General features: G+C 67.1%; 17 protein-coding genes. 13 read left to right on the top strand and 4 right to left on the bottom strand.

Annotated elements, in window-relative coordinates; all coding sequences use genetic code 11:
* Positions 1–187 precede the first annotated feature (187 nt).
* The 7 genes from G481_RS0111695 to menC all read left to right on the top strand — a co-directional run bounded on the left by G481_RS0111695 (position 188) and on the right by menC (position 9,505).
* Positions 188–1,792, top strand: a complete 1,605-nt coding sequence (locus tag G481_RS0111695; protein WP_051294489.1) for a gamma-glutamyltransferase family protein — start codon at positions 188–190, stop codon at positions 1,790–1,792.
* A gap of 53 nt (positions 1,793–1,845) precedes the next feature.
* Positions 1,846–3,360, top strand: a complete 1,515-nt coding sequence (locus tag G481_RS0111690; protein WP_028030198.1) for an ABC transporter substrate-binding protein — start codon at positions 1,846–1,848, stop codon at positions 3,358–3,360.
* Between the two features lie 70 nt (positions 3,361–3,430).
* On the top strand, positions 3,431–4,345 hold the full coding sequence (locus tag G481_RS0111685) for an ABC transporter permease (protein ID WP_028030197.1): 915 nt from the start codon (positions 3,431–3,433) through the stop codon (positions 4,343–4,345).
* Positions 4,346–4,353: 8 nt separating this feature from the next.
* Positions 4,354–5,232 (top strand): ABC transporter permease, encoded by an 879-nt coding sequence (locus tag G481_RS0111680; protein WP_028030196.1) that lies wholly within the window; start codon positions 4,354–4,356, stop codon positions 5,230–5,232.
* On the top strand, positions 5,232–6,872 hold the full coding sequence (locus G481_RS0111675) for a dipeptide ABC transporter ATP-binding protein (protein WP_028030195.1): 1,641 nt from the start codon (positions 5,232–5,234) through the stop codon (positions 6,870–6,872). Before G481_RS0111680 ends, G481_RS0111675 begins: the two co-directional genes overlap by 1 nt.
* 21 nt (positions 6,873–6,893) lie before the next feature.
* A complete protein-coding gene (locus G481_RS0111670) occupies positions 6,894–8,390 on the top strand; it encodes an amidase (RefSeq protein ID WP_028030194.1) in 1,497 nt (498 codons plus the stop codon).
* Positions 8,390–9,505 (top strand): o-succinylbenzoate synthase, encoded by a 1,116-nt coding sequence (gene menC, locus G481_RS0111665; RefSeq protein ID WP_028030193.1) that lies wholly within the window; start codon positions 8,390–8,392, stop codon positions 9,503–9,505. The genes G481_RS0111670 and menC overlap by 1 nt, the downstream gene beginning before the upstream one ends.
* 239 nt (positions 9,506–9,744) lie before the next feature.
* On the opposite strand, the gene G481_RS0111660 is transcribed toward menC, so the two are convergent.
* Positions 9,745–9,942, bottom strand: coding sequence for a zinc-finger domain-containing protein (locus tag G481_RS0111660; protein WP_028030192.1), 198 nt, complete (start codon positions 9,940–9,942; stop codon positions 9,745–9,747).
* A gap of 139 nt (positions 9,943–10,081) precedes the next feature.
* On the opposite strand from G481_RS0111660, the gene G481_RS0111655 reads away from it, so the two are divergent.
* Positions 10,082–11,995 (top strand): heavy metal translocating P-type ATPase, encoded by a 1,914-nt coding sequence (locus tag G481_RS0111655; RefSeq protein ID WP_051294487.1) that lies wholly within the window; start codon positions 10,082–10,084, stop codon positions 11,993–11,995.
* Between the two features lie 27 nt (positions 11,996–12,022).
* Positions 12,023–12,820 carry a purine-nucleoside phosphorylase gene (locus G481_RS0111650; RefSeq protein WP_028030190.1) on the top strand — a complete coding sequence of 266 codons (798 nt, stop codon included), beginning with the start codon at positions 12,023–12,025 and terminating at the stop codon, positions 12,818–12,820.
* Here G481_RS0111650 and G481_RS0111645 read toward each other — a convergent pair.
* From G481_RS0111645 to G481_RS0111635, 3 genes are all read right to left on the bottom strand, one after another.
* A complete protein-coding gene (locus G481_RS0111645) occupies positions 12,817–13,638 on the bottom strand; it encodes a C40 family peptidase (RefSeq protein WP_028030189.1) in 822 nt (273 codons plus the stop codon). The two genes, G481_RS0111650 and G481_RS0111645, sit on opposite strands and share 4 nt — an antisense overlap.
* A 3-nt stretch (positions 13,639–13,641) precedes the next feature.
* Positions 13,642–15,036, bottom strand: a complete 1,395-nt coding sequence (locus G481_RS0111640; RefSeq protein ID WP_028030188.1) for a leucyl aminopeptidase family protein — start codon at positions 15,034–15,036, stop codon at positions 13,642–13,644.
* 275 nt (positions 15,037–15,311) lie between these two features.
* Positions 15,312–15,683, bottom strand: coding sequence for a hypothetical protein (locus G481_RS0111635; protein WP_154664592.1), 372 nt, complete (start codon positions 15,681–15,683; stop codon positions 15,312–15,314).
* Between the two features lie 143 nt (positions 15,684–15,826).
* Here G481_RS0111635 and G481_RS0111630 point away from each other — a divergent pair, with 143 nt between their 5' ends.
* The 4 genes from G481_RS0111630 (at position 15,827) to yihA (ending at position 19,968) form a co-directional block, all read left to right on the top strand.
* A complete protein-coding gene (locus G481_RS0111630) occupies positions 15,827–16,474 on the top strand; it encodes a carbonic anhydrase (protein WP_028030186.1) in 648 nt (215 codons plus the stop codon).
* A gap of 232 nt (positions 16,475–16,706) precedes the next feature.
* Positions 16,707–18,575, top strand: coding sequence for a membrane protein insertase YidC (yidC, locus tag G481_RS0111625; RefSeq protein ID WP_028030185.1), 1,869 nt, complete (start codon positions 16,707–16,709; stop codon positions 18,573–18,575).
* Positions 18,572–19,321, top strand: coding sequence for an MOSC domain-containing protein (locus G481_RS0111620; RefSeq protein WP_028030184.1), 750 nt, complete (start codon positions 18,572–18,574; stop codon positions 19,319–19,321). The genes yidC and G481_RS0111620 overlap by 4 nt, the downstream gene beginning before the upstream one ends.
* Positions 19,318–19,968, top strand: a complete 651-nt coding sequence (gene yihA / locus G481_RS0111615) for a ribosome biogenesis GTP-binding protein YihA/YsxC (protein ID WP_028030183.1) — start codon at positions 19,318–19,320, stop codon at positions 19,966–19,968. Before G481_RS0111620 ends, yihA begins: the two co-directional genes overlap by 4 nt.
* The last annotated feature ends 86 nt before the right edge of the window (positions 19,969–20,054 follow it).

The following is a 20,054-nucleotide window of genomic DNA, read 5'->3' as shown; positions in this document are numbered from 1 at the left end:
GTCAACGGTCTGACAGCGAGGGAAAGATGATCGAAGGTTTCCTGACAGGGCGCTTGGCCCGTGTGGCTGTTCATAAGGCGCAGGCGTGTCGTGCGCCCTTGCGCCGCACCATCCGCAACGCTTGCTGAACCACCGCAGGGCCGCCCCTGCGCCTCTTCATGTTCTGACCCAGAAAACGGATGCCGCCATGGCCTGGACCGTCAAGGAAACCAACCTGTCCCACCAAGCGCAGCTGCGCAAACCGGCTGTCAGCTCGGCGGCCGGGGTCGTATCGACCCAGCACCGCCGGGGCTCGGAAATCGGGGCCGAGGTGCTGCGCGCGGGCGGCAATGCCTATGATGCGGCGGTGGCCGTATCCTTTGCCATGGGCGTGCTGGAGCCGTGGATGTCCGGCCCCTTCGGCGGCGGCGCCATGATGGTCTCGCCTGCGAATGGCCCGGTCGAGGCGCTGTTCTACGGGATGCGCGCGCCGATGAAGCTGGATCCGGCGGATTATCCGCTGGCGGAAGATGGCCATGCCTCGGATCTGTTCCCCTGGCGGGCGGTGGTCGATGACCGCAACGTCTATGGCCCGCTGGCCGTGGCGGTTCCGGGCACCGTGGCGGGTATTGCCGCGCTGCACCAGCGGTTCGGCACCATGCCGTGGCGCGATCTGCTGCAACCCGCCATTGCCTGTGCCCGCGCGGGGATGCTGCTGGACTGGTATGCCGGTCTGATGATCGCCTCGCGCGCCGAGGCGCTGGCAAAAGACCCGGATGCGGCAGCGATGTTCCTTGATGGCGGCACCTGGCCGCGGATGGGCGGCTGGACCGCGATGTCCGAGATGCGCGTCACCATGGACCGCATGGCCGATACCCTGTCACACTTGGCCGAGGCCGGGGCGGAGGATTTCTATCGCGGCGATCTGGCGCGGGCGCTGGTGAGCGATCTGCAGGCCAAGGGCAGCCGCATGGTGCTGGCCGATCTGGAAAACTACCGCCCCGAATGGCAGGCGCCGCTGTCGGTCGCCCATCGCGGCGCGACGTTTCACGCAACGCCTCACCTGACCGCCGGGCCGACGCTGGGCGATACGCTGGCGCATCTGGGCGGCACCTTCCCGGCGCCATCGGGCGCGCCGCAACCGGGCGATTATGTGGCCTGGGCCGAAAGCCTGCGCGCCGCCTATCGCAACCGGCTGGCCAATGCGGGCGATACCGCAGTGGCCGAGGCCGGGATGGATGCGCCGAACGCCCCGTCCTGCACCACGCATTTCGCCATCGTGGACCGGCAGGGCAACATGATCTCGATGACCCAGACGCTGCTGTCGGCCTTTGGCTCGTCGGTCGTCTCGCCCTCGACGGGATTGCTGATGAACAACGGCATCATGTGGTTCGACCCGGAACCGGGGCGCCCGAACTCGGTTGCGCCGTCGAAACGCTGCCTGATGAACGTCTGCCCCATCGTGGCACAAAAGGGCGACCGGCGCATCGCCATCGGCGCATCCGGCGGGCGCAAGATCCTGCCCGCCGTGGCGCAGATGGCGCTGATGATGACCGACCACGATCTGACCCCGGATCAGGCGATCCACACCCCGCGCATCGATGTGTCGGGCGGGGCGCAGGTGGTGGCCGATGCCAGCCTGCCCGATGCCGTGCTGGCCGCGCTGGGCGAGCGGTTCGAGACGGTGGCCGTGCCGCGATCGTTCTTCCCGCTGGGCTTTGCCTGCCCGGTCGGCGTGGTGCGCGACGGTGCCACCAACACCGGCATCTGCGAGATCACCATGCCCTGGGCCGACGCCGTTGCCGAGGCCTAGGCCGACACGACCCATAACAAGACCAACGAAAACCTGACAGGAAGGACCACCACATGAAGCCCATCACCCGACTTCTGGGATGCGCCGCGATCGCGCTTGCCATGCCCGGTGCCGTCTTTGCCGGCAAGGCGGACGACACCGTCACCGTCGCCTTCACGCGCGAGCTGGACAATGCCGACACCTATTTCAGCTCGGCCCGCGAAAGCACGGTCTTTGGCTATTCGGTCTTCGACCCGCTGGTCGAGCGCGATCCGAAGACCGGCGAATGGGTGGGCAACCTGGCCGAAAGCTTTACCTGGGTTGACGATCTGACGCTGGAATTCGTGCTGCGTCAGGGCGTCAAGTTCCACAACGGCGATGATTTCACCGCCGATGATGTGGTTTACACTTACAGCCACTTCTCGGATCCGGCGACGGGCGTTGCCATGCCGAACACGGTCGCCTGGATTGCGGGCGTCGAGAAGCTGGACCCCTACAAGGTGCGCGTCAAGCTGAAGGCGCCGTTCCCGGCTGCGCTGGATTATGTCGAAAGCGCGTTGCCGATCTATCCGGCGGCCTATTATCAAAAGGTCGGCTCGGCCGGTTTCGCGCAAAAGCCGGTCGGCACCGGCCCCTATGCGGTGGGCAGCATCGACCCCGGCCGCGGCTTCACGCTCAAGGCCTTTGACGGCTATCATGCGGGCAGCTCGAAATCCAAGGCCGCCATCGGCACTGTCGTCGTGCGTTCGATCCCCGATGTGAACACGCAGATTGCGGAACTGTTCTCGGGCTCGCTGGACTTCATGTGGAACGTCCCCGAGGATCAGGCCCAGAAGATCAAGGCCAAGGGCGGCTATACCGTCACCTCGGCGCCGACCGTGCGCTTTGGCTATATCTCGATGGATGTCTCGGGCCGCACCGGGTTCGAGCCGTTCAAGGACCAGCGCGTGCGCGAGGCGGTCTATCACGCCATCGACCGCGCCGCGATCCGCGATGCCTTTTTCGCGCCCGAGGCCGTGCTGACCAATTCGGTCTGCAACCCGATGCAGTTCGGCTGCGACCAGAACGTCAAGACCTATGACTACGATCCCGAAAAGTCCAAGGCGCTGCTGAAGGAAGCGGGCTATGAAAAGGGCTTCGAGGTGCCGTTCTTTGCCTATCGCGACCGGCAGTCGGCCGAGGCGATGATCCAGATGCTGGCCGAGGTCGGGATCACGGCGAATATGAACTACCTCAAATATGCGGCCCTCGCGGAAAAGGTGCTGAAAAGCGAAGTCCCGATGAGCTTCATGACCTGGGGCTCGGGCTCCATCCTTGATGTCTCGGCCTCGACCTCGAAGTTCTTCGACGGCTCGGCCATCGACGATGTGAAGAACCCGGATCTGACCGCGCTGCTCAAGACGGGCGATACGACCACCGACCCGGCCAAGCGCAAGGAGGCCTATTCCAAGGCGCTGAACATCATCGCGGATGGGGCCTATTGGGTGCCGCTGTGGGCCTATACGGCGAATTATGTCATGTCGCCGGATCTCGATTTCGCGCCGACGCCGGATGAATATGTCCGCTTCTTCGAGATGAACTGGAAATGATCGCCCGCCGCGCCCCCGGGACCGCCGGGGGCGCGGCATCCTTGCGGCAGATCGCAACGCGGGACACCCGATGCTCCGATACCTCATGGGACGGCTTGCGATGGCGGCGCTTGTCGCGCTGACCGTCTCGATCATCAGCTTTGCGCTGATCTACATGGCGGGTGACCCTGCCGTTGCGCTGGCGGGCGAGAATGCAACGCCCGATGTGGTGGCGCAGATCCGCGCGCAATATGGCTATGATCGCCCCTTGCCGGTGCAATATCTGGACTGGCTGGCCCATGCCCTGCGCGGCGATTTCGGCACCAGCCCCTATTTCCGCCTGCCGGTGTCGGAGCTGATCGCCGACCGGCTGGAGGTGACGATGATCCTGGGCGTGCTGGGCATATCCTTTGCGCTGCTGGTGGGCGTGCCGATGGGCGTGCTCGCTGCCATGCGGCCCAATTCGCTGATCGACCGCGCCGCGCTGTTCATCGCGGTCGTCGGGCAGGCGATCCCGTCCTTCTGGTTCGGCCTGATCCTGATCGTGCTGTTTGCGGTCAACCTGGGCTGGCTGCCCGCCTCGGGTGCCGACAGCTGGAAAGGGTTCGTGCTGCCGACCATCGTTCTGGGCTATTATGCCACGCCGGCCATCATGCGCCTGACACGGGCCGGGATGATCGAGGTTCTGGGGTCGGATTACATCCGCACCGCCCGGGCCAAGGGGGTGAAGCCGCGCAAGATCCTGTTCAAGCACGCGCTGCGCAATGCGGTGATCCCGGTGGTCAGCCTGGCGGCGGTGCAGATGGGTTTCATGCTGGGGGGATCCATCGTCACCGAAAGCGTCTTTGCGCTGCATGGCGCGGGCTATCTGGCCTGGCAGTCGATCTCCAGGAACGATCTGCCGACGATGCAGGCGCTGATCCTGATCTTCTCGCTGTTCTACATCTTCTTCACCTTCCTCGCGGATGTGCTGAACGCCTGGCTTGACCCGAGGCTGCGGAAATGACGCCCCCCATGGTTTCCCCCCCCGCGCCCGTGCTGTCGCCCCGCCGCCAGATGCTGCGCCGTGCGCTGCGCCATCGCGGGCTGATCTTTTCGTCCATCGTGCTGGGGCTGATCGTGCTGATCGCGGTCTTTGCCCCGCTGCTGGCGCCCTATGACCCCTACAAGCAAAGCCTGATCGCGCGGATGAAACCGCCGGTCTATCTGGGCGGGACATGGAAATACCCGCTGGGCACCGATGCGCTGGGGCGGGACATGCTGTCGCGGCTGATCTATGGCGCGCGCGTGTCGCTGATGATCGGGCTGGTCTCGGCGGGGCTGTCGGCGGTGATCGGCACGGTGATGGGCATTTCCGCAGGCTATTTCGGCGGCAGGGTGGATCGGTTCGTGCAATATCTGATCAATGTGCGGCTGGCCATGCCGGTGATCCTGGTGGCGCTGGCCACGGTGTCGCTGCTGGGCGGGTCGATGTTCATCATCATGATCGTGATGGGCCTGCTGCTGTGGGACCGTTTCGCAGTCGTGCTGCGGTCGGCCACCATGCAGGTCCGCGCCATGGAATATATCGAGGCGGCCGAGATGCTGGGCGCGCGCCAAAGCCGCATCCTGTGGAAGGAAATCCTGCCCAATGTCTCCAGCCATCTGATCGTGATCTTCACGCTGGAAATGGCCCATGCGATCATCCTGGAGGCGGGGCTATCGTTCCTGGGCCTTGGCGTTCAGCCGCCCACGCCATCCTGGGGTCTGATGATTTCCGAGGGCAAGGAGATGCTGCTGTTCGACAGCTGGCTGATCATGATCCCCGGTATCGCGCTGTTCCTGCTGGTGTTCTCGATCAACATGTTCGGCGACGGCATCCGCGATGTCACCGCACCGGAGGGCCGCAACTGATGACCGGCACCATTCTTTCCATCGAAGGTCTGACGGTCGATCTGCCCAAGGGGGGCGACCGGTCTCATGCGGTCGAAAACCTGTCGGTCACGGTCGGCGCGGGGGAAATCGTCTGCATCGTCGGGGAATCCGGCTCGGGCAAGTCGATCACCTCGTTCGCCACCATGGCGCTGCTGCCGCGTGCGCTGAACGTGTCCTCGGGCCGGATCGTGTTCGAGGGGCAGGACATCCTGAAACTGTCCGAAGCCGATCATGCCAGGCTGCGCGGCAACCGCATGGCGATGATCTTTCAGGAACCGATGACGGCGCTGAACCCGTGCTACACGGTGGGCGACCAGATCGAGGAAGTGTTCCTGTCGCATACCGACATGCCCAAGGCGGAACGCAAGGCGCGCACGCTGGCGCTGTTGACCGAAGTGCGGATGCCCGATCCGCCGCGCATTTATGCCAGCTATCCGCATCAGCTGTCGGGCGGGCAACGGCAGCGCATCGTGATTGCCATGGCGCTGGCGCTGGACCCATCCTTGCTGATCGCGGATGAGCCCACGACGGCGCTGGACGTGACGACGCAAGCGCAGATCCTGTCGATGTTCCGCGAATTGCGCCGCACGCGCGGGGCCGGGATCATGCTGGTGACGCATGATTTCGATGTGGTGGCCGAGGTGGCCGACAAGGTCGTCGTCATGCAGCGCGGCGTCGTGGTGGAACAGGGCACGGCAGACGAGGTGCTGAACCGTCCCAAACACCCCTATACCCGCCAGCTGATCGACGCCGTGCCCCGCCGCGCGCGGGACGATGCGCGCGAGACCGCCTCGCGCCCCGAGGTGCTGCGGGTCGAGGAGCTGACCAAGACCTACCGCATCCCCGCCAGTTTCGGCCGCGCCGCGCGCGAGGTGGCGGCGCTGCGCCCGGCGTCGTTCAGCCTGCGCGAAGGCGAGACGCTGGGGATCGTCGGCGAATCCGGCTCGGGCAAGTCGACGCTGGTGCGCGCGCTGTTGCGGCTGATCGACCCGACCAGCGGGCGGGTGATGATCGACGGCAAGGATATTGCGGCGGCGCCGAAATCCTCGCTGCGCACGCTGCGGCGGGACATCCAGATCGTGTTCCAGGATCCCTATGGCTCGCTCAACCCGCGCCGCACCATCGGGGATCAGCTGGTCGAAGGGCCGGTGAACTTTGGCGTGCCCCGCGCCCAGGCGATGGAGCGCGCGCGCGATCTGGTGCGCATCGTCCGGCTGGGCGAGGAAGTCTTGCAGCGCTATCCCAACCAGTTCTCGGGCGGTCAGCGCCAGCGCCTGTGCATCGCCCGCGCGCTGATGGTCGAGCCGAAGATCCTTGTCGCGGACGAGGCGGTTTCGGCGCTGGATGTGTCGGTGCAGAAAGAGGTTCTGCGCCTGCTGGCCGAGATCCGCGACCGGATGGGCCTGTCGATGCTGTTCATCACCCATGATCTGCGGGTCGCGGCGCAGATCTGCGACGATGTGATCGTGATGAGCAAGGGCGAGATCGTCGAGCGCGGTGCCATCGGCCGTGTGTTCGCCGATCCGCAGCATCCCTATACCCGCGAACTTCTGGCCGCCATGCCCGGCCAGGGGTGGAAGGTGCCCGACCTGTCGGCCCTGCCGCCTGCTGTTGCCTGACCCCCTGCCAAGGACCGCCCCATGACCACCGATCCCGCCGATCTGTCTGCCACCGAGGCCCGCGCCCTGATCGGCCGGCGCAAGCTCTCGCCCGTCGAACTGGCGCAGGCCTGCCTCGCCCGGATGCACAAGGTCAACCCGGCGGTCAACGCCGTCGTCTCGGTCCACGAGGACGAGGTGATGGCCGAGGCCCGCGCCTCCGAGGCGCGGCAGATGTCGGGGGCGCCCCTTGGCGCGGTCGAGGGGCTGCCCTTTGGTGTCAAGGACATGATCAATGTGACCGGCCATGCCACGACCTTTGGATCGCTGATCTACAAGGACAATGTGGCGGCCAGCGACGATCCGATCGTCGCCGCCATGCGGGCGGCGGGCGCCGTGGTGCTGGGCAAGACCAACAACCCGGAATTCTCGCTGGGCGGCAACACCCGCAACGCGGTCTATGGCGCGACGGGCAACCCGCATGACCCGACCAAAAGCGCGGCCGGATCCTCGGGCGGATCGGCCGCCGCGCTGGCCTGCGGCATGGCGCCCCTGTGCACCGGGTCGGATACCGGCGGTTCGCTGCGCAATCCGGCAGCGTTTTGCGGCGTGGTGGGCTATCGCCCCTCGCCCGGTGTGGTGCCGGGGACCGGGCGGAACATGGGGCTGTTCCACTTTTCCACCTCGGGCCCGATGGGGCGGACGGTGGATGATGCCGCGCTGATGCTGTCGGTTCTGGCGCGGCCCGACAGGTCCGATCCGCTGACCACGGTGATGGACGGGCGCACCCTGTGGGATCCGGCGGACCTTGCCCATCCCGCCCCGACCGACCCCGCCCGCTGGCGCGTCGCCTGCACCGAGGATTTCGGCTTCACTCTGACCGAAGGCATCATCCGGCGCGCCTTTGCCAAGCGGGTCGCGTTCCTTGCGCCGTTCCTGGGGCAGCTGGAGGCGGCCCACCCCGATTGCGCCCATGCCGACCGCATCTTTGCCATCCTGCGCGGGGTGCAGATGCTGACCACCCATCTGGCCGGCGTGCGCAAGGATCCGGCGGCCTATGGCCCGAACGTCCATGCAAATATCGAGGAAGGCCTGTCCTTCAGCGCCGAGGATATCGCCTGGGCGCTGGCAGAACAGACCAGCTATTACCGGCGCTGGCAGACGTTCTTTGACCGCCATGATTTCCTGCTGTCGCCCGCTGTCACCATCTCACCCCGCGACTGGCACGAGCTTTACCCCGAACAGATCGACGGCCAGCGCACGCAAAGCTATTACCACTGGCTGTCGCTGGCCTATGCCTCGACGCTGGCAGGGCATCCCTCGATCACCATTCCGGTCGGCCGGGACGAGGCGGGACTGCCCTTTGGCCTTCAGATCATCGGGCGCCGCAATGAAGACGCCCGCCTTCTGGCCTTTGCCCGCGAGATCGAGGCGATCTGCAATGCCAGCGCCGAGATGGCCTTTCCCCGCGCCGATATTGCCGCGCTTGCTGCCCGCCCGCCGATTTCCGCCAGCCCAGGCTTCAAGGGGTTTGCCTGATGCCCTCAGCCATCACCATCGACAGCGCGGAACTGCGGCTGGTCGAATTGCCGCTGCTGACCCCGTTCAAGATTGCCACCGGCACCCAGACCCGCAAGGTGTTTCCCCTGCTGATCCTGCGATCGGGCGGGGTCGAGGGTTATGCCGAAGGGGTCAGCGACGTGTTGCCGGATTATCTGCCGGAAACCAACGTCACCTCCATGCTGATGCTGCGCGAGGTGTTCTTGCCGCAGATCGTCGGGCAAAGCTTCGACACGCCCTGGCAGCTGGAACGGCTGATGCGGCCCTGGCGCGATCATCAGATGGCCAAGGCCTGTGTCGAAATGGCCTTCTGGGATCTGTGGGCCAAGGTGCTGGGCCAGCCGCTGCGCGCCCTTCTTGGCGGCACGAAAACCGAGGTCGAGGTTGGCGTGTCCCTGGGCATCAAGGAGATCCCCGCCACGTTGAACGACGTGGCGGCCCATGTGCAGCAGGGCTATCGGCGCATCAAGCTCAAGGTGATGCGGGGCCATGACCTTCGGCTGCTGGATGCGGTGCGCGCGCGGTTTCCCGACGTCCATCTGACGGTGGATGCGAACTGCGCCTATACGCTGGCCGATCTGCCGCTGTTGCGCCGGTTCGATGCCTATGGGCTGGATTATGTCGAACAGCCGCTGGCGTGGAACGATTATGTCGATCACGCGGTGCTGCAACGGGCGCTGGCAACGCCGGTGTGCCTGGACGAATGCATCCGGTCCTCGGCAGAGTGCCGCAAGGCGCTGGCGATGGGGGCGGGGCAGGTGGTCAACATCAAGGTCGGCCGGGTCGGCGGCCATGTCGAGGCCAGGCGCATCCACGACATCTGTCAGGCCTGGGACGTGCCGGTCTGGTGTGGCGGGATGCTGGAGGCGGGGATCGGCCGCGCCCACAACATCCATCTGTCGACGCTGGAGGGGTTCAGCAAGCCGGGCGATACCTCCTCGGCCTCGCGCTATTTCGAGCGCGATATCGTGGTCGAGCGGCTGGAGACGGAAAACGGCATCATGCCGGTGCCGTCAGCGGGGCCAGGCATCGGGGTGACGCTGGATTACGACTATCTGGAAGCTGTCAGCGCCTCGGTCGAACGGTTCGGCTAGGGGGCGAGAGCGGGATGGGCCGGCGCCCCTTGGCTGGCCGCTGGAGGGGTTTCACACCCCTCCGCGCCGGTTGGTTCTCGAACCAATTGCGCACCAACCGGCGCCTCCCCGTGGGGTATTTTCGGCAAGGTGATGCGCAAGTCGGGGGGCGATGGTTTCCCGCAAGGTCTGTCCGGTCCGGGCGTGAATGACCTGAGGGGCCGCGGACATCGCGGCCCCTCAGGTCAATGTGCGGCCACTCAGGCGGCCTGCTGACCCTTGCGGCTTTCGTGGACATAGCGCTTGTCGCAATAGGGGCAGTCGATCCAGCCGGTTTCCTCGGGGATCACCAGCCAGACGCGGGGATGCCCGAGCGCGCCCTCGCCGCCGTCGCAGGCCACTTTCCAGCGGCTGACGGTTTCGGTTTCCGGCGCGGAATGTTTGGGCTGGGCGGTCATCTCCGGGATCTCCTCGGGCGTCGATTTGCCGCGTATTCTAACGCAAGGGCGCGGCAGGGCAAGGCGGCTTTGGCCTTGTATTCGGCGCGCGGGGCAGACATGTCTGGGCCACCCAGTGCCCCAAGGTGCAAGGCAAGACATGATCCCGATTTCCGACCGCGCCGGCCTTTGGCTGACGATTGTAACCGTGGCCGCAACGCTTGTCGGGCTGGCCGCCCACTGGGCGGGGGCAGGGCAGATCGCCCTGGCCGCCTGGGTGCTGGCCTATCTGGCGGGGGGCGTGCCCGCAGGGCAGGACGCCTTGCGCGCGCTGTTCACCGAACGGGCGCTGGACATTGACCTGCTGATGGTCATCGCAGCCCTGGCCGCCGCTGCCGTCGGCGCCCCGCTGGAGGGGGCGGTGCTGCTGGCGCTGTTCTCGGTGTCGGGCACGCTGGAGGACCGCGCGATGGACCGCGCCCGCCGCGCCGTCGAGGCGCTGATGCAGCTGCGCCCGGATTTCGCGCTGCTGCGCCGCGGGGACGAGGTGGTCGAGGTGCGGTCCGAAACGCTGATGCCTGGCGATGTGGTGGTGCTGCGCCCTGGCGCGCGGGTGCCGGTGGATGGGCGCATCGTCTCGGGGGCCGGCAGTCTGGACGAATCGACCATCACGGGGGAATCGCTGCCGGTCAGCCGCGCCATCGGCGATCAGGTGTTCGAGGCGACCGTCAACCTGAACGGCGTTCTGGATGTCGAGGTCACGCGCCCGCTGGCCGACAGCACGGTCGCCCGCATGATCCGCCTTGTGACCGAGGCCCAGGCCGCCCGCGCGCCGTCCGAGCGGTTCAGCGACTGGTTCGGCCAGCGGTATACGGTGGCGGTGCTGGGCGGCTCGATCATCGCTTATCTGGCCTTTCTGGCGCTGGGGCACGACATGGACAGCGCGCTTTACCGCGCGGCCACGCTGCTGGTGGCGGCCAGCCCCTGCGCGGTGGTGATCTCGGTTCCGGCCGCGATCCTGTCGGCGCTGTCGGCGGCGGCACGGGGCGGGGTGCTGTTCAAGGGCGGCGGGGCGCTGGAGACGCTGGCCTCGGTGCGCAGCTTTGCCTTTGACAAGACCGGCACGCTGACCACCGGCAAGGCCGAGGTGCGCCGTATCGCGGCCGCCGATGGCGACGAGCCGGCGATGCTGGCCTTGCTGGCCGGGATCGAGGCGCATTCGGAACATCCGATTGCCGCCGCCTTGCGGGCCGAGGCGGCAGAGCGCGGCATCGTGCCGGTGCCCGCGACCGGCGTGATGGCCCACCCGAGCGAGGGGGTGACAGCCGATGGCGAACTGTGGGCGGGCAACCGGCGCCTGGCGGCGCGAATGGGCGCGGACCCGGCGGCCGATGGGCTGCGCGGCTTTGACGAGGCGTCGGAAACCGTGGTCTGGCTGGGGCGGGGCGCCCGGGTGATCGGCGCCGCCGCTGTCGCGGATCGGCCGCGCACCTCGTCGCGTCAGGGGCTGGCGCAGCTGCGGCAGGGCGGGGTTCATACCCTGGCCATGATGACGGGCGACCGGCGCCCGGTGGCGGAACGCATTGGCGCCGAACTGGGCCTGCGCGAGGATGAAATCCACGCCGATCTGATGCCGGCCGACAAGGTGGAGCTGATCGCGTCGATGACCGCAGACGGGCGCGTCGCCTATGTGGGCGACGGGGTGAACGATGCGGCGGCGCTGGCCCGGGCCGATGTCGGCATCGCCATGGGCGCGGCGGGATCGGATGTGGCCTTGCAGGCCGCAGGCGTTGCGCTGATGTCCGAGGACATGACCCGCCTGGCCGAGGCCCACCGCCTGGCCCGCCGCACTGCGACGATCATCCGCCAGAACCTGGTCTTTGCGCTGGGGGCAATGGTGGTGCTGGTCTCGGGCGCGCTGTTTTGGGATCTGCCGCTGCCGCTTGCGGTGATCGGGCACGAAGGCGGCACCGTGCTGGTGGTGCTGAACGGGCTGCGCCTGCTGGCCGATCCGATCCGCCGCCCGTCATCGGCGCCCGCGCAGGGGGCTGGCAAAGCCCCTGCCATGGCGTAGAACGACACAAACAGCAGGAGACGCCGCATGAGTGCGACCGAGGCCCTTTCCATCATCAATGCCCGCACCGGGGGGGCCAAGGTCCGCATCGGGCTGATCCTTGGCTCGGGCCTTGGCCATCTGACCGAGGCGGTGGACGGTGTCGCCATCGACTATGACGATCTGCCGGGGTTTCCCCATGCGGGCGTGTCGGGCCATACCCGCAAGCTGGTCGTCGGCACGCTCGAGGGCGTGCCGGTCGCGGTCTTCGGCGGGCGGGCGCATTACTACGAGGAAGGCCGCGCCGATGCGATGCGCCTGCCGATCGAGGTGCTCAAGGGTCTTGGTGCCGACACGCTGATCCTGACCAATGCGGCCGGATCGTTCCTGCCGGAAAACCCGCCTGGCGCGCTGATGCTGATCGCCGATCACATCAACTATTCCGGCCGCTCGCCCTTGATCGGCGAGCCGACGGATGCCCGGTTCGTCAACCTGACCAACGCCTATGACCCCGAGATCCGCGCGGGCCTGCGGGCTGCGGCGGTTGCCGAGGGGATCGCGCTGAACGAGGGCGTCTATGCCTGGTATTCCGGCCCGAACTTCGAAACCCCGGCCGAGATTCGCATGTTGAAGATCCTGGGCGCCGATGCCGTCGGCATGTCGACGGTGCCCGAGGTGATCCTTGCCCGCTTCTATGGCCTGCGCTGTGCGGCGGTGTCGGTCATCACCAACATGGCCGCCGGCATGAGCAGCGAGCATATCAGCCACGAACATACCAAGGCCAGCGCCCCGGTGGGCGCGGCCAAGCTGGAACGCATCCTGCGCGGCTGGCTGCGCGGGCTTTAGCGCAGCCGGCGGCGGTGGGTCACCGGCCCGCCGCCTTGTGCCAGGATGCGGGCGGTCGCGGTCGACAGCGGCTCGCGCACCACCGACATGAAGGCGGCGGTCGCGTGGATGATCTCGTCGGGGCCCGAGACGATGGCGACATGGCCCTTCCAGAACACCAGATCGCCGCGATGCACCGGGGCGGTGTCGGGCACGGGGGTGCCGGCAGCCGCCTGAAGGTCGCTGTCGCCAGGGCAGGGGATGCCGCAGGCCAGCATTGCGGCCTGGGCCAGACCGGAACAGTCCAGCCCAGCCGCACTGTTGCAGCCCCACAGATAGGGCACGCCCAGAAACCGCTCGGCCACCGCCACCGGATCATGGTCATGCTGCGCCAGCGGCCGCAGATGGGCCAGCGGCACGAAGCCATGCGGCGTTTCCACGAACTTGCCGCCCACCGACAGCACCCGGATTTGCGCGCCGAAGGGCAAGGTCTGCAACTCGCGCGCCTGAACGCGGGGCTCGGGGTAAAGCTGGCTGAACAGGCTGTTGACGCGGTGGGTCACCGGATGGTCCGGGCCAAGCGCGGCATCGGCGATCCAGCCGCAATAGCCGTCCTTGTCCGCCATGACAAAGGCCTCGCCCTCGCGCCGCTCGATGACCAGCACCCGCTCGCCCCATAGCACCTGCCGGTCGCGGGCGCCGCCGGGACTGCGGTTCAGATCGGCCAGCGGCAGGATCACGCGGGCCGGCGTGCCATCGGTGAAGCTCGAGGCCTCGACCCGGCCCTTGAGCGAGCTATGGGCAACGCGGCCGGAAAACGGGGTGGTGCGCCGATCCATCGCTCAGATCTCCAGCATGGTGGGCAGCGCGGCGAACAGCGCCCGTGCCCCTTGGCCAACGCCACCCTTGGGACGGGCAGGGGCATCGGCGATCTGGTGACAATATAGGTCGAAATGCACATAGCGCGGCGCCTCGGCAAAGCGGCGCAGGAACAGCGCGGCAGTGATCGACCCCGCCATCCCGCCCGAAGGCGCATTGTCCAGATCCGCGATCCCGGGTTCGATCTGCGGCTCATAGGGATCCCAGAACGGCATCCGCCACAGCGGATCGCGCACCTGCTGCGCGGCATGGTCCAGCGCCTGCGCAAGCGATGCGTCATCGGTGTAATAGGGCGGCAGATCGGGGCCAAGCGCCACCCGCGCCGCCCCCGTCAGCGTCGCCATCGAGACCAGCAGATCTGGCTTTTCCTCGCAGGCATAGCTCAGCGCATCGGCCAGCACCAGGCGCCCTTCGGCATCGGTGTTGTTCACCTCGACCGTCAGGCCCTTGCGGCTGGTCAGAATGTCGCGCGGGCGCATGGCATTGCCGGAAACGGCATTCTCGACCGCCGGGATCAGCACCCGCAGCCGCACCGGCAAGCGCGCTGCCATGATCATCTCGGCCAGCCCGATCACGGTTGCCGCGCCGCCCATGTCCTTTTTCATCAGCAGCATCCCGGCCGACGGCTTGAGATCAAGGCCCCCGGTGTCGAAACAGACCCCCTTGCCAACCAGCGTGACCATCGGCCCCGTTGTGCCCCAGCGCAGGTCCAGCAGCCGCGGCGCGCGGGCACTGGCACGGCCGACGGCATGGATCATCGGAAAATTGCGCGTCAGCAGATCCCCGCCGCCGATCACCTCCAGCTGCGCGCCATGCCGGCTGGCCAGCGCCTGAACGGCGGCCTCCAGCTCATCGGGGCCCATGTCGGCCGCCGGGGTATTGATCAGATCGCGGGTCAGCGCCTCGGCATTGGCGATGATTTCCAGCCGGTGGGCATCACAGCCCTTGGGCGCGACCAGCCGCGCGCGCGGCGGTTTGGCGGCGCGGTAGCGGTCAAAGCGGTAGCCGGCCAGCAACCAGCCAAGCGCGGCCTCGTCCCGCTCGGCCGGTGACAATTCGCCATGCAGAACCCAGCTGCCTTCGGGCAGCTTTGCAGCCGCCCGGGCAAGCGTAAAACGGCTGCGCGCCCGCGCTGACGCATCGCCGAGCCCGATCACCGCCCCCGCGACCGAGCCATTGACCCCCGGCAACACCACCGGATCGCCCGCCGCCCCCGACCAGCCCTGCACCTCGAGCCAGGCCCGCACCGCAGGCGGGCGGGCGGCCAGAAAGGCGGGGGCGTCTTCCTGATGCACGACATGCAGTGGCAGGGCATTGGCATCGGCAGGCGCAAAGGCAAGGCGGCGCGGATCGGTCATGGCGGTTCCTCCTGGAAGCCCCAGCCTATCCCGCTGATCGGCAGCCGCAAGGGGCGGCGGATGAGCGCGTCAGGTCCGGTCTTTCGCCTTGATCCAAATATCCTCGGGGGGTGAGGACCGGCGTGCCGGTCCGAGGGGGGCAGACAGCCCCCCTTTTGCCCAACGCTGCGCAAACGGCGATCGCAAGGGGGCCTTCTGCCCCCTCTGGCCCGTGCCGGGCCATTCACCCCCGAGGATATTTGGATCAAGGCGAAAGGAGGGCCGATTCGCCGGGGTCAGGGGCTGGTCCAGTTGCCAAGGCGTGCCTGATCGGCGCTGCGCGACAGGCGCGCCCAGGTCGCGGCCAGCGCGGTCGGGTCGCTGCGGTCCAGGCATTCCGTCACGTCGCAGGCGATGCGCGCGACGGTGGTCAGCCCGAGGTGATCCGCGATCCGCCGCATCCGGCGCAGACTTCGCGCGAATCCGTCCAGATCGCGGGCCGCATATTGCAGGCTCAGATCTTCATGGACGCTGGCCAGCTCGGCCATCGCCCGGTCCAGCAGTGCCTGAACCTCGGCCCCGCCAAGTTCGGCATACAATAGCCCGATGCGCGACGGATCCAGCCAGATCCGTTCGCGCGGGCACAGATACATGACCATTCCAGCCATGGCACCCTCCACATCCATCCCGTTCACCCGGGCGGGAGGCTGCGCCTGGTGTGCTGAAGAAACCGTTGCGGTGGATTGCAAAAATCGCTCGAATTTTCATGGCCGGCGGCCTATGTCGTGCGCAACTCAAGGAGAGACCGCAGATGAACCTGGCACGTCCGCTTCCCAGCTATCTCGTCCAACGCTTTCACGGATGGCGCGCGACCACCTGGCAGGACAACAAGGCGTGGTACCGAAAGCTGGCGACGGGCGGACAGCATCCGCGCGCCATGGTGATTTCCTGCTGCGACAGCCGGGTGCATGTCACCTCGATCTTTGGCGCGGATGAGGGCGAGTTCTTCATTCACCGCAACATCGCCAATCTGGTGCCGCCCTATCAGGCCGACGGCGAGCCGCATGGCACCTCGGCCGCAGTGGAATATGCCGTGACGGCGCTGAAGGTGGCGCATGTCGTGGTGCTGGGCCATGCCAATTGCGGCGGGGTCAAGGGCTGCCATGACATGTGCAGCGGCCATGCCCCGGCGCTGGAGGAAAAATCCAGCTTCGTCGGGCGCTGGATGGACATCCTGCGCCCCGGCTACGAGCGGGTGGTGCAGCTGCCCGCGCCTGACCAGCTTTCGGCGCTGGAGAAGGAGGCCGTTCTGGTCAGCCTGGAAAACCTGATGACCTTCCCCTTTGTGCGGGCGGCCGTCGAATCCGAGGAACTGACGTTGCATGGGCTGTGGACCTCGACGGGCGAAGGCACGCTCGAGCAATACGACCCCGAGCGCGGCGGCTTCCACCCGGTCTGAGCGGCGCAAGGACGCGCCCTGTGGCCAAGGCGATAGCGCCGTGGCCCCTTGTCCGGCAGGCGCGGCGCGGCAAGGATGCCCCCCGTGCGCAGGCGCCGGACCATGCCTTGGGCCGGCCTTCGCAGGCTGGCCTCGCCAAGGTTGTTATCGCCCCGAAAGGCGTTTGTGCTTGACCTTTCGGTCCCCGTTCTGTTGAAGCGCGCTGACCCGTAATGCAGGTGGCCCCCCCATCATGAACGATCAGAACAAGAACCTCATTCTGGCGACGGCGCTGAGCTTCCTCGTGATCCTCGTGTGGTTCGTGCTGTTTCCGCCCGAAGAACCGGCGGTGGATCCGAACGCCCCGGTCGCCGCAGTGACCCAGACCGCGCCGGCCGCTGCCGTGCCCGGAGCCGCCGCTCCGGCAGCCGCGGCCGAGCCCGTGCCCGAAACGGCCCGGATCGCGGTGGACACGCCGCGCCTTGTCGGCTCGATCGCGCTGACCGGCGGGCGGCTGGATGACCTGAGCCTGCGCGACTATCGCCAGACCACGGCGGCCGATTCCGACATCGTGCGGCTGCTGCGCCCGATGGGCGGGGCGAATGCCTATTACGCCGTCTATGGCTGGGCCCCCGGCGGCGCGCTGGCCGATGGCGATGTGCCGGGGCCGAACACCGTCTGGTCGGTGGCCCAGGGCGATACGCTGGCGCCTGGCAAGCCGGTTGTGCTGGAATGGGCCAACGGCAAGGGGCTGACCTTCCGCCGCACCATCGCGGTGGACCGGGACTTCATGTTCACCATCACCCAGTCGGTGACGAACACGGGCACCGAGGCGGTGCGGCTGGCGCCCTATGGCCAGGTCGCGCGCCATGGTCTGCCGCCCGATCTGCAGAAGTTCTTCATCAGCCATGAAGGCACCATCCAGATGGTCGATGGCCGTCTGACCGAGATGGACTACAAGGACATCCAGGACGCTGCCGTTTCGGCCACCGAAGGTGTGCCAATGGTGTCGGTCGATGCGGCCAGCACCGGCTGGCTGGGCTTTGGCGACAAATACTGGATGACCATGCTGGTGCCGTCGTCGGGCACTGCCTTCAAGGCCGTCCAGAAGTATTTCCCCGCCCGCGACGTGTGGCAGACCGAAACCCGCATGGCGACCGTCTCGGTTGCGCCGGGCGAGACGGCCAGCGTCGACAGCCGCCTGTTCGCAGGCGCCAAGGAATGGGCGCTGCTGCAGCACTATGAAAACAACCCGGGCTTCGTGCAGCGCCTGTTCGGCGCCAAGGTCGATCCGGCGATGCAGCCGGTTCAGGGGCTGGTCGATGCGATCGACTGGGGCTGGTTCTTCTTCCTGACGAAACCGATCTTCACCGTCCTGCACTGGCTGCATGCCGTGATCGGCAACATGGGCATCGCCATCATCGCGCTGACCTTCCTGCTCAAGGCGCTGGTGCTGCCGCTGGCCTACAAGTCCTACGTCAGCATGGCGCGGATGAAGGAACTTCAGCCCGAGATGGAGGCGCTGAAGGAACGCGTGGGCGACGACCGCCAGAAGATGCAGCAAGAGATGATGAAGCTGTATCGGGACAAGAAGGTGAACCCGGCCGCCGGGTGCCTGCCGATCCTGCTGCAGATCCCGATCTTTTTCAGCCTCTACAAGGTGATCTTCGTCACGATCGAACTGCGCCACGCCCCGTTCTTTGGCGTGTTCCAGGATCTGTCCTCGCCCGACCCGACGTCGCTGTTCAACCTGTTCGGCCTGCTGCCCTGGGCGGCGCCGGCGCATGGCACCATGCTGGCGATGGTCTTCATCGGCGTGCTGCCGATCCTGCTGGGCATCACCATGTGGCTGCAGCAGAAGCTGAACCCGGCCCCCGCCGATCCGGTGCAGGCGCAGGTCTTTGCCTGGATGCCCTGGGTGTTCATGTTCATCCTGGGCGGGTTTGCCAGCGGTCTGGTCGTCTACTGGATCACCAACAACCTGATCACCTTCACCCAGCAATATGCCATCATGCGCAGCCACGGGCACCGGCCGGACATCTTCGGCAACATCAAGGCCAGCGTGAAGCGCAAGCCCAAGGCAGAACCGGCCAAGACGCCGGACAAGGCCAGGAAGAAATGACGGCACGGCTGGAGATCATCTGCCGCCATCCCCTGAAAGGCCACGGACGCGAGGAACTCGCGTCCGTTCGCCTTTCCGGGGGGCAGGCACTGCCCTGGGACCGGGTCTGGGCCGTGGCGCATGATGCGGCGCGGCTGGACCCCGAGGGCGGCTGGAGCCGCTGTGCCAATTTCGCCCGCGGCGCCAAGGCGCCCGAGCTCATGGCGCTGGAAAGCCGGCTGGACGAGGCGACGGGCGATCTGACCCTGCGCCACCCCGCACAAGGCGAGATCACCTTTCGGCTGGGCGATGAGGCCGCGATGGCCCGCGCGCTCGACTGGCTGCGCCCGCTGAACCCGCAGGGGCGCGCCCGGCCCGAACGGATCGTCACCGCCAGCCAGCCGCTCACCGACAGCGCCTGGCCCTCGGTCTCGGTCCTGTCGCTGGACACGCTGGACGATCTGGCCGCGCGGATGGGGATCGACCTGTCGCCCCACCGCTTTCGCGGCAACCTTTGGGTGCGGGGCTGGCAGCCCTGGCAGGAATTCGATCTGGTGGGACAAGAGATTGCCATTGGCCCGGTGCGGCTGCTCGTGCGCGAGCGGATCACCCGCTGCAAGGCGACGACCGTCGATCCGGCAACCGGGCATGTCGCGGGCGATACGCTGGCCGCGCTGCAATCGGGCTGGGGCCATCAGGATTTCGGCGTCTATGCCGAGGTGATCACGGGCGGCACGATCGCCCTTGGCGATGAGGTGCTTGCATGAGCCTGACTTTTCCGCTGGCCGAAGAGCCCGAAGATTTCGCCCGCGAAAAGGGCCGCCTGCTGTTCGCGGGGCCGGTCGATTTCGTCAAGGGCGTGGTGGCGATGCCCGGCCTGCCCCCGGCCGACCGGGTGGAATTCTGCTTTGCCGGCCGCTCGAACGTGGGCAAGTCCAGCCTGATCAATGCGCTGACCGGGCGCAAGTCGCTGGCGCGTGCCTCGAACACGCCGGGCCGCACGCAAGAGATCAACTATTTTGCCCTCGGCGAGGCCTTCTACATGGTCGACCTTCCGGGCTATGGCTATGCCGAGGCGCCGGTCGCCGTGGTGGCGAAATGGCAGGCGCTGCTGAAACAGTATCTGGCAGGCCGCGCCACGCTGCGCCGGGTCTTCGTGCTGGTCGACATGCGCCATGGCATCAAGGCGGTAGACCAGGAGATCCTGACCCTGCTCGACAAATCCGCCGTCACCTTCCAGGTGGTGCTGACCAAGGCCGACAAGGTCAACCTTGCCACCCGCGAGGCGACCATTGCCCAGGTTCAGGGCGCATTGGCCAAACACCCGGCCGCCTTTCCCGAGATCGTGGTCACCTCGTCGGAAAAGGGCGAGGGGCTGGAGACCTTGCGCGCCATCATCGCGGGCCTCGGCTGATCGGGTCCTCTCCCGCACGCGCGTGCGGGGCTTTTCGCCTTGATCCAAATATCCTCGGGGGGTGAATTGGCCGAGAGGCCAAGAGG

Origin of the sequence: Gemmobacter nectariphilus DSM 15620, assembly GCF_000429765.1 — a bacterium.
In the GTDB taxonomy this organism is placed as follows: Bacteria; Pseudomonadota; Alphaproteobacteria; order Rhodobacterales; family Rhodobacteraceae; genus Wagnerdoeblera; species Wagnerdoeblera nectariphila.
Note: the sequence above shows the minus strand (reverse complement) of the source record. Positions and strands in the feature narration are given on the sequence as shown.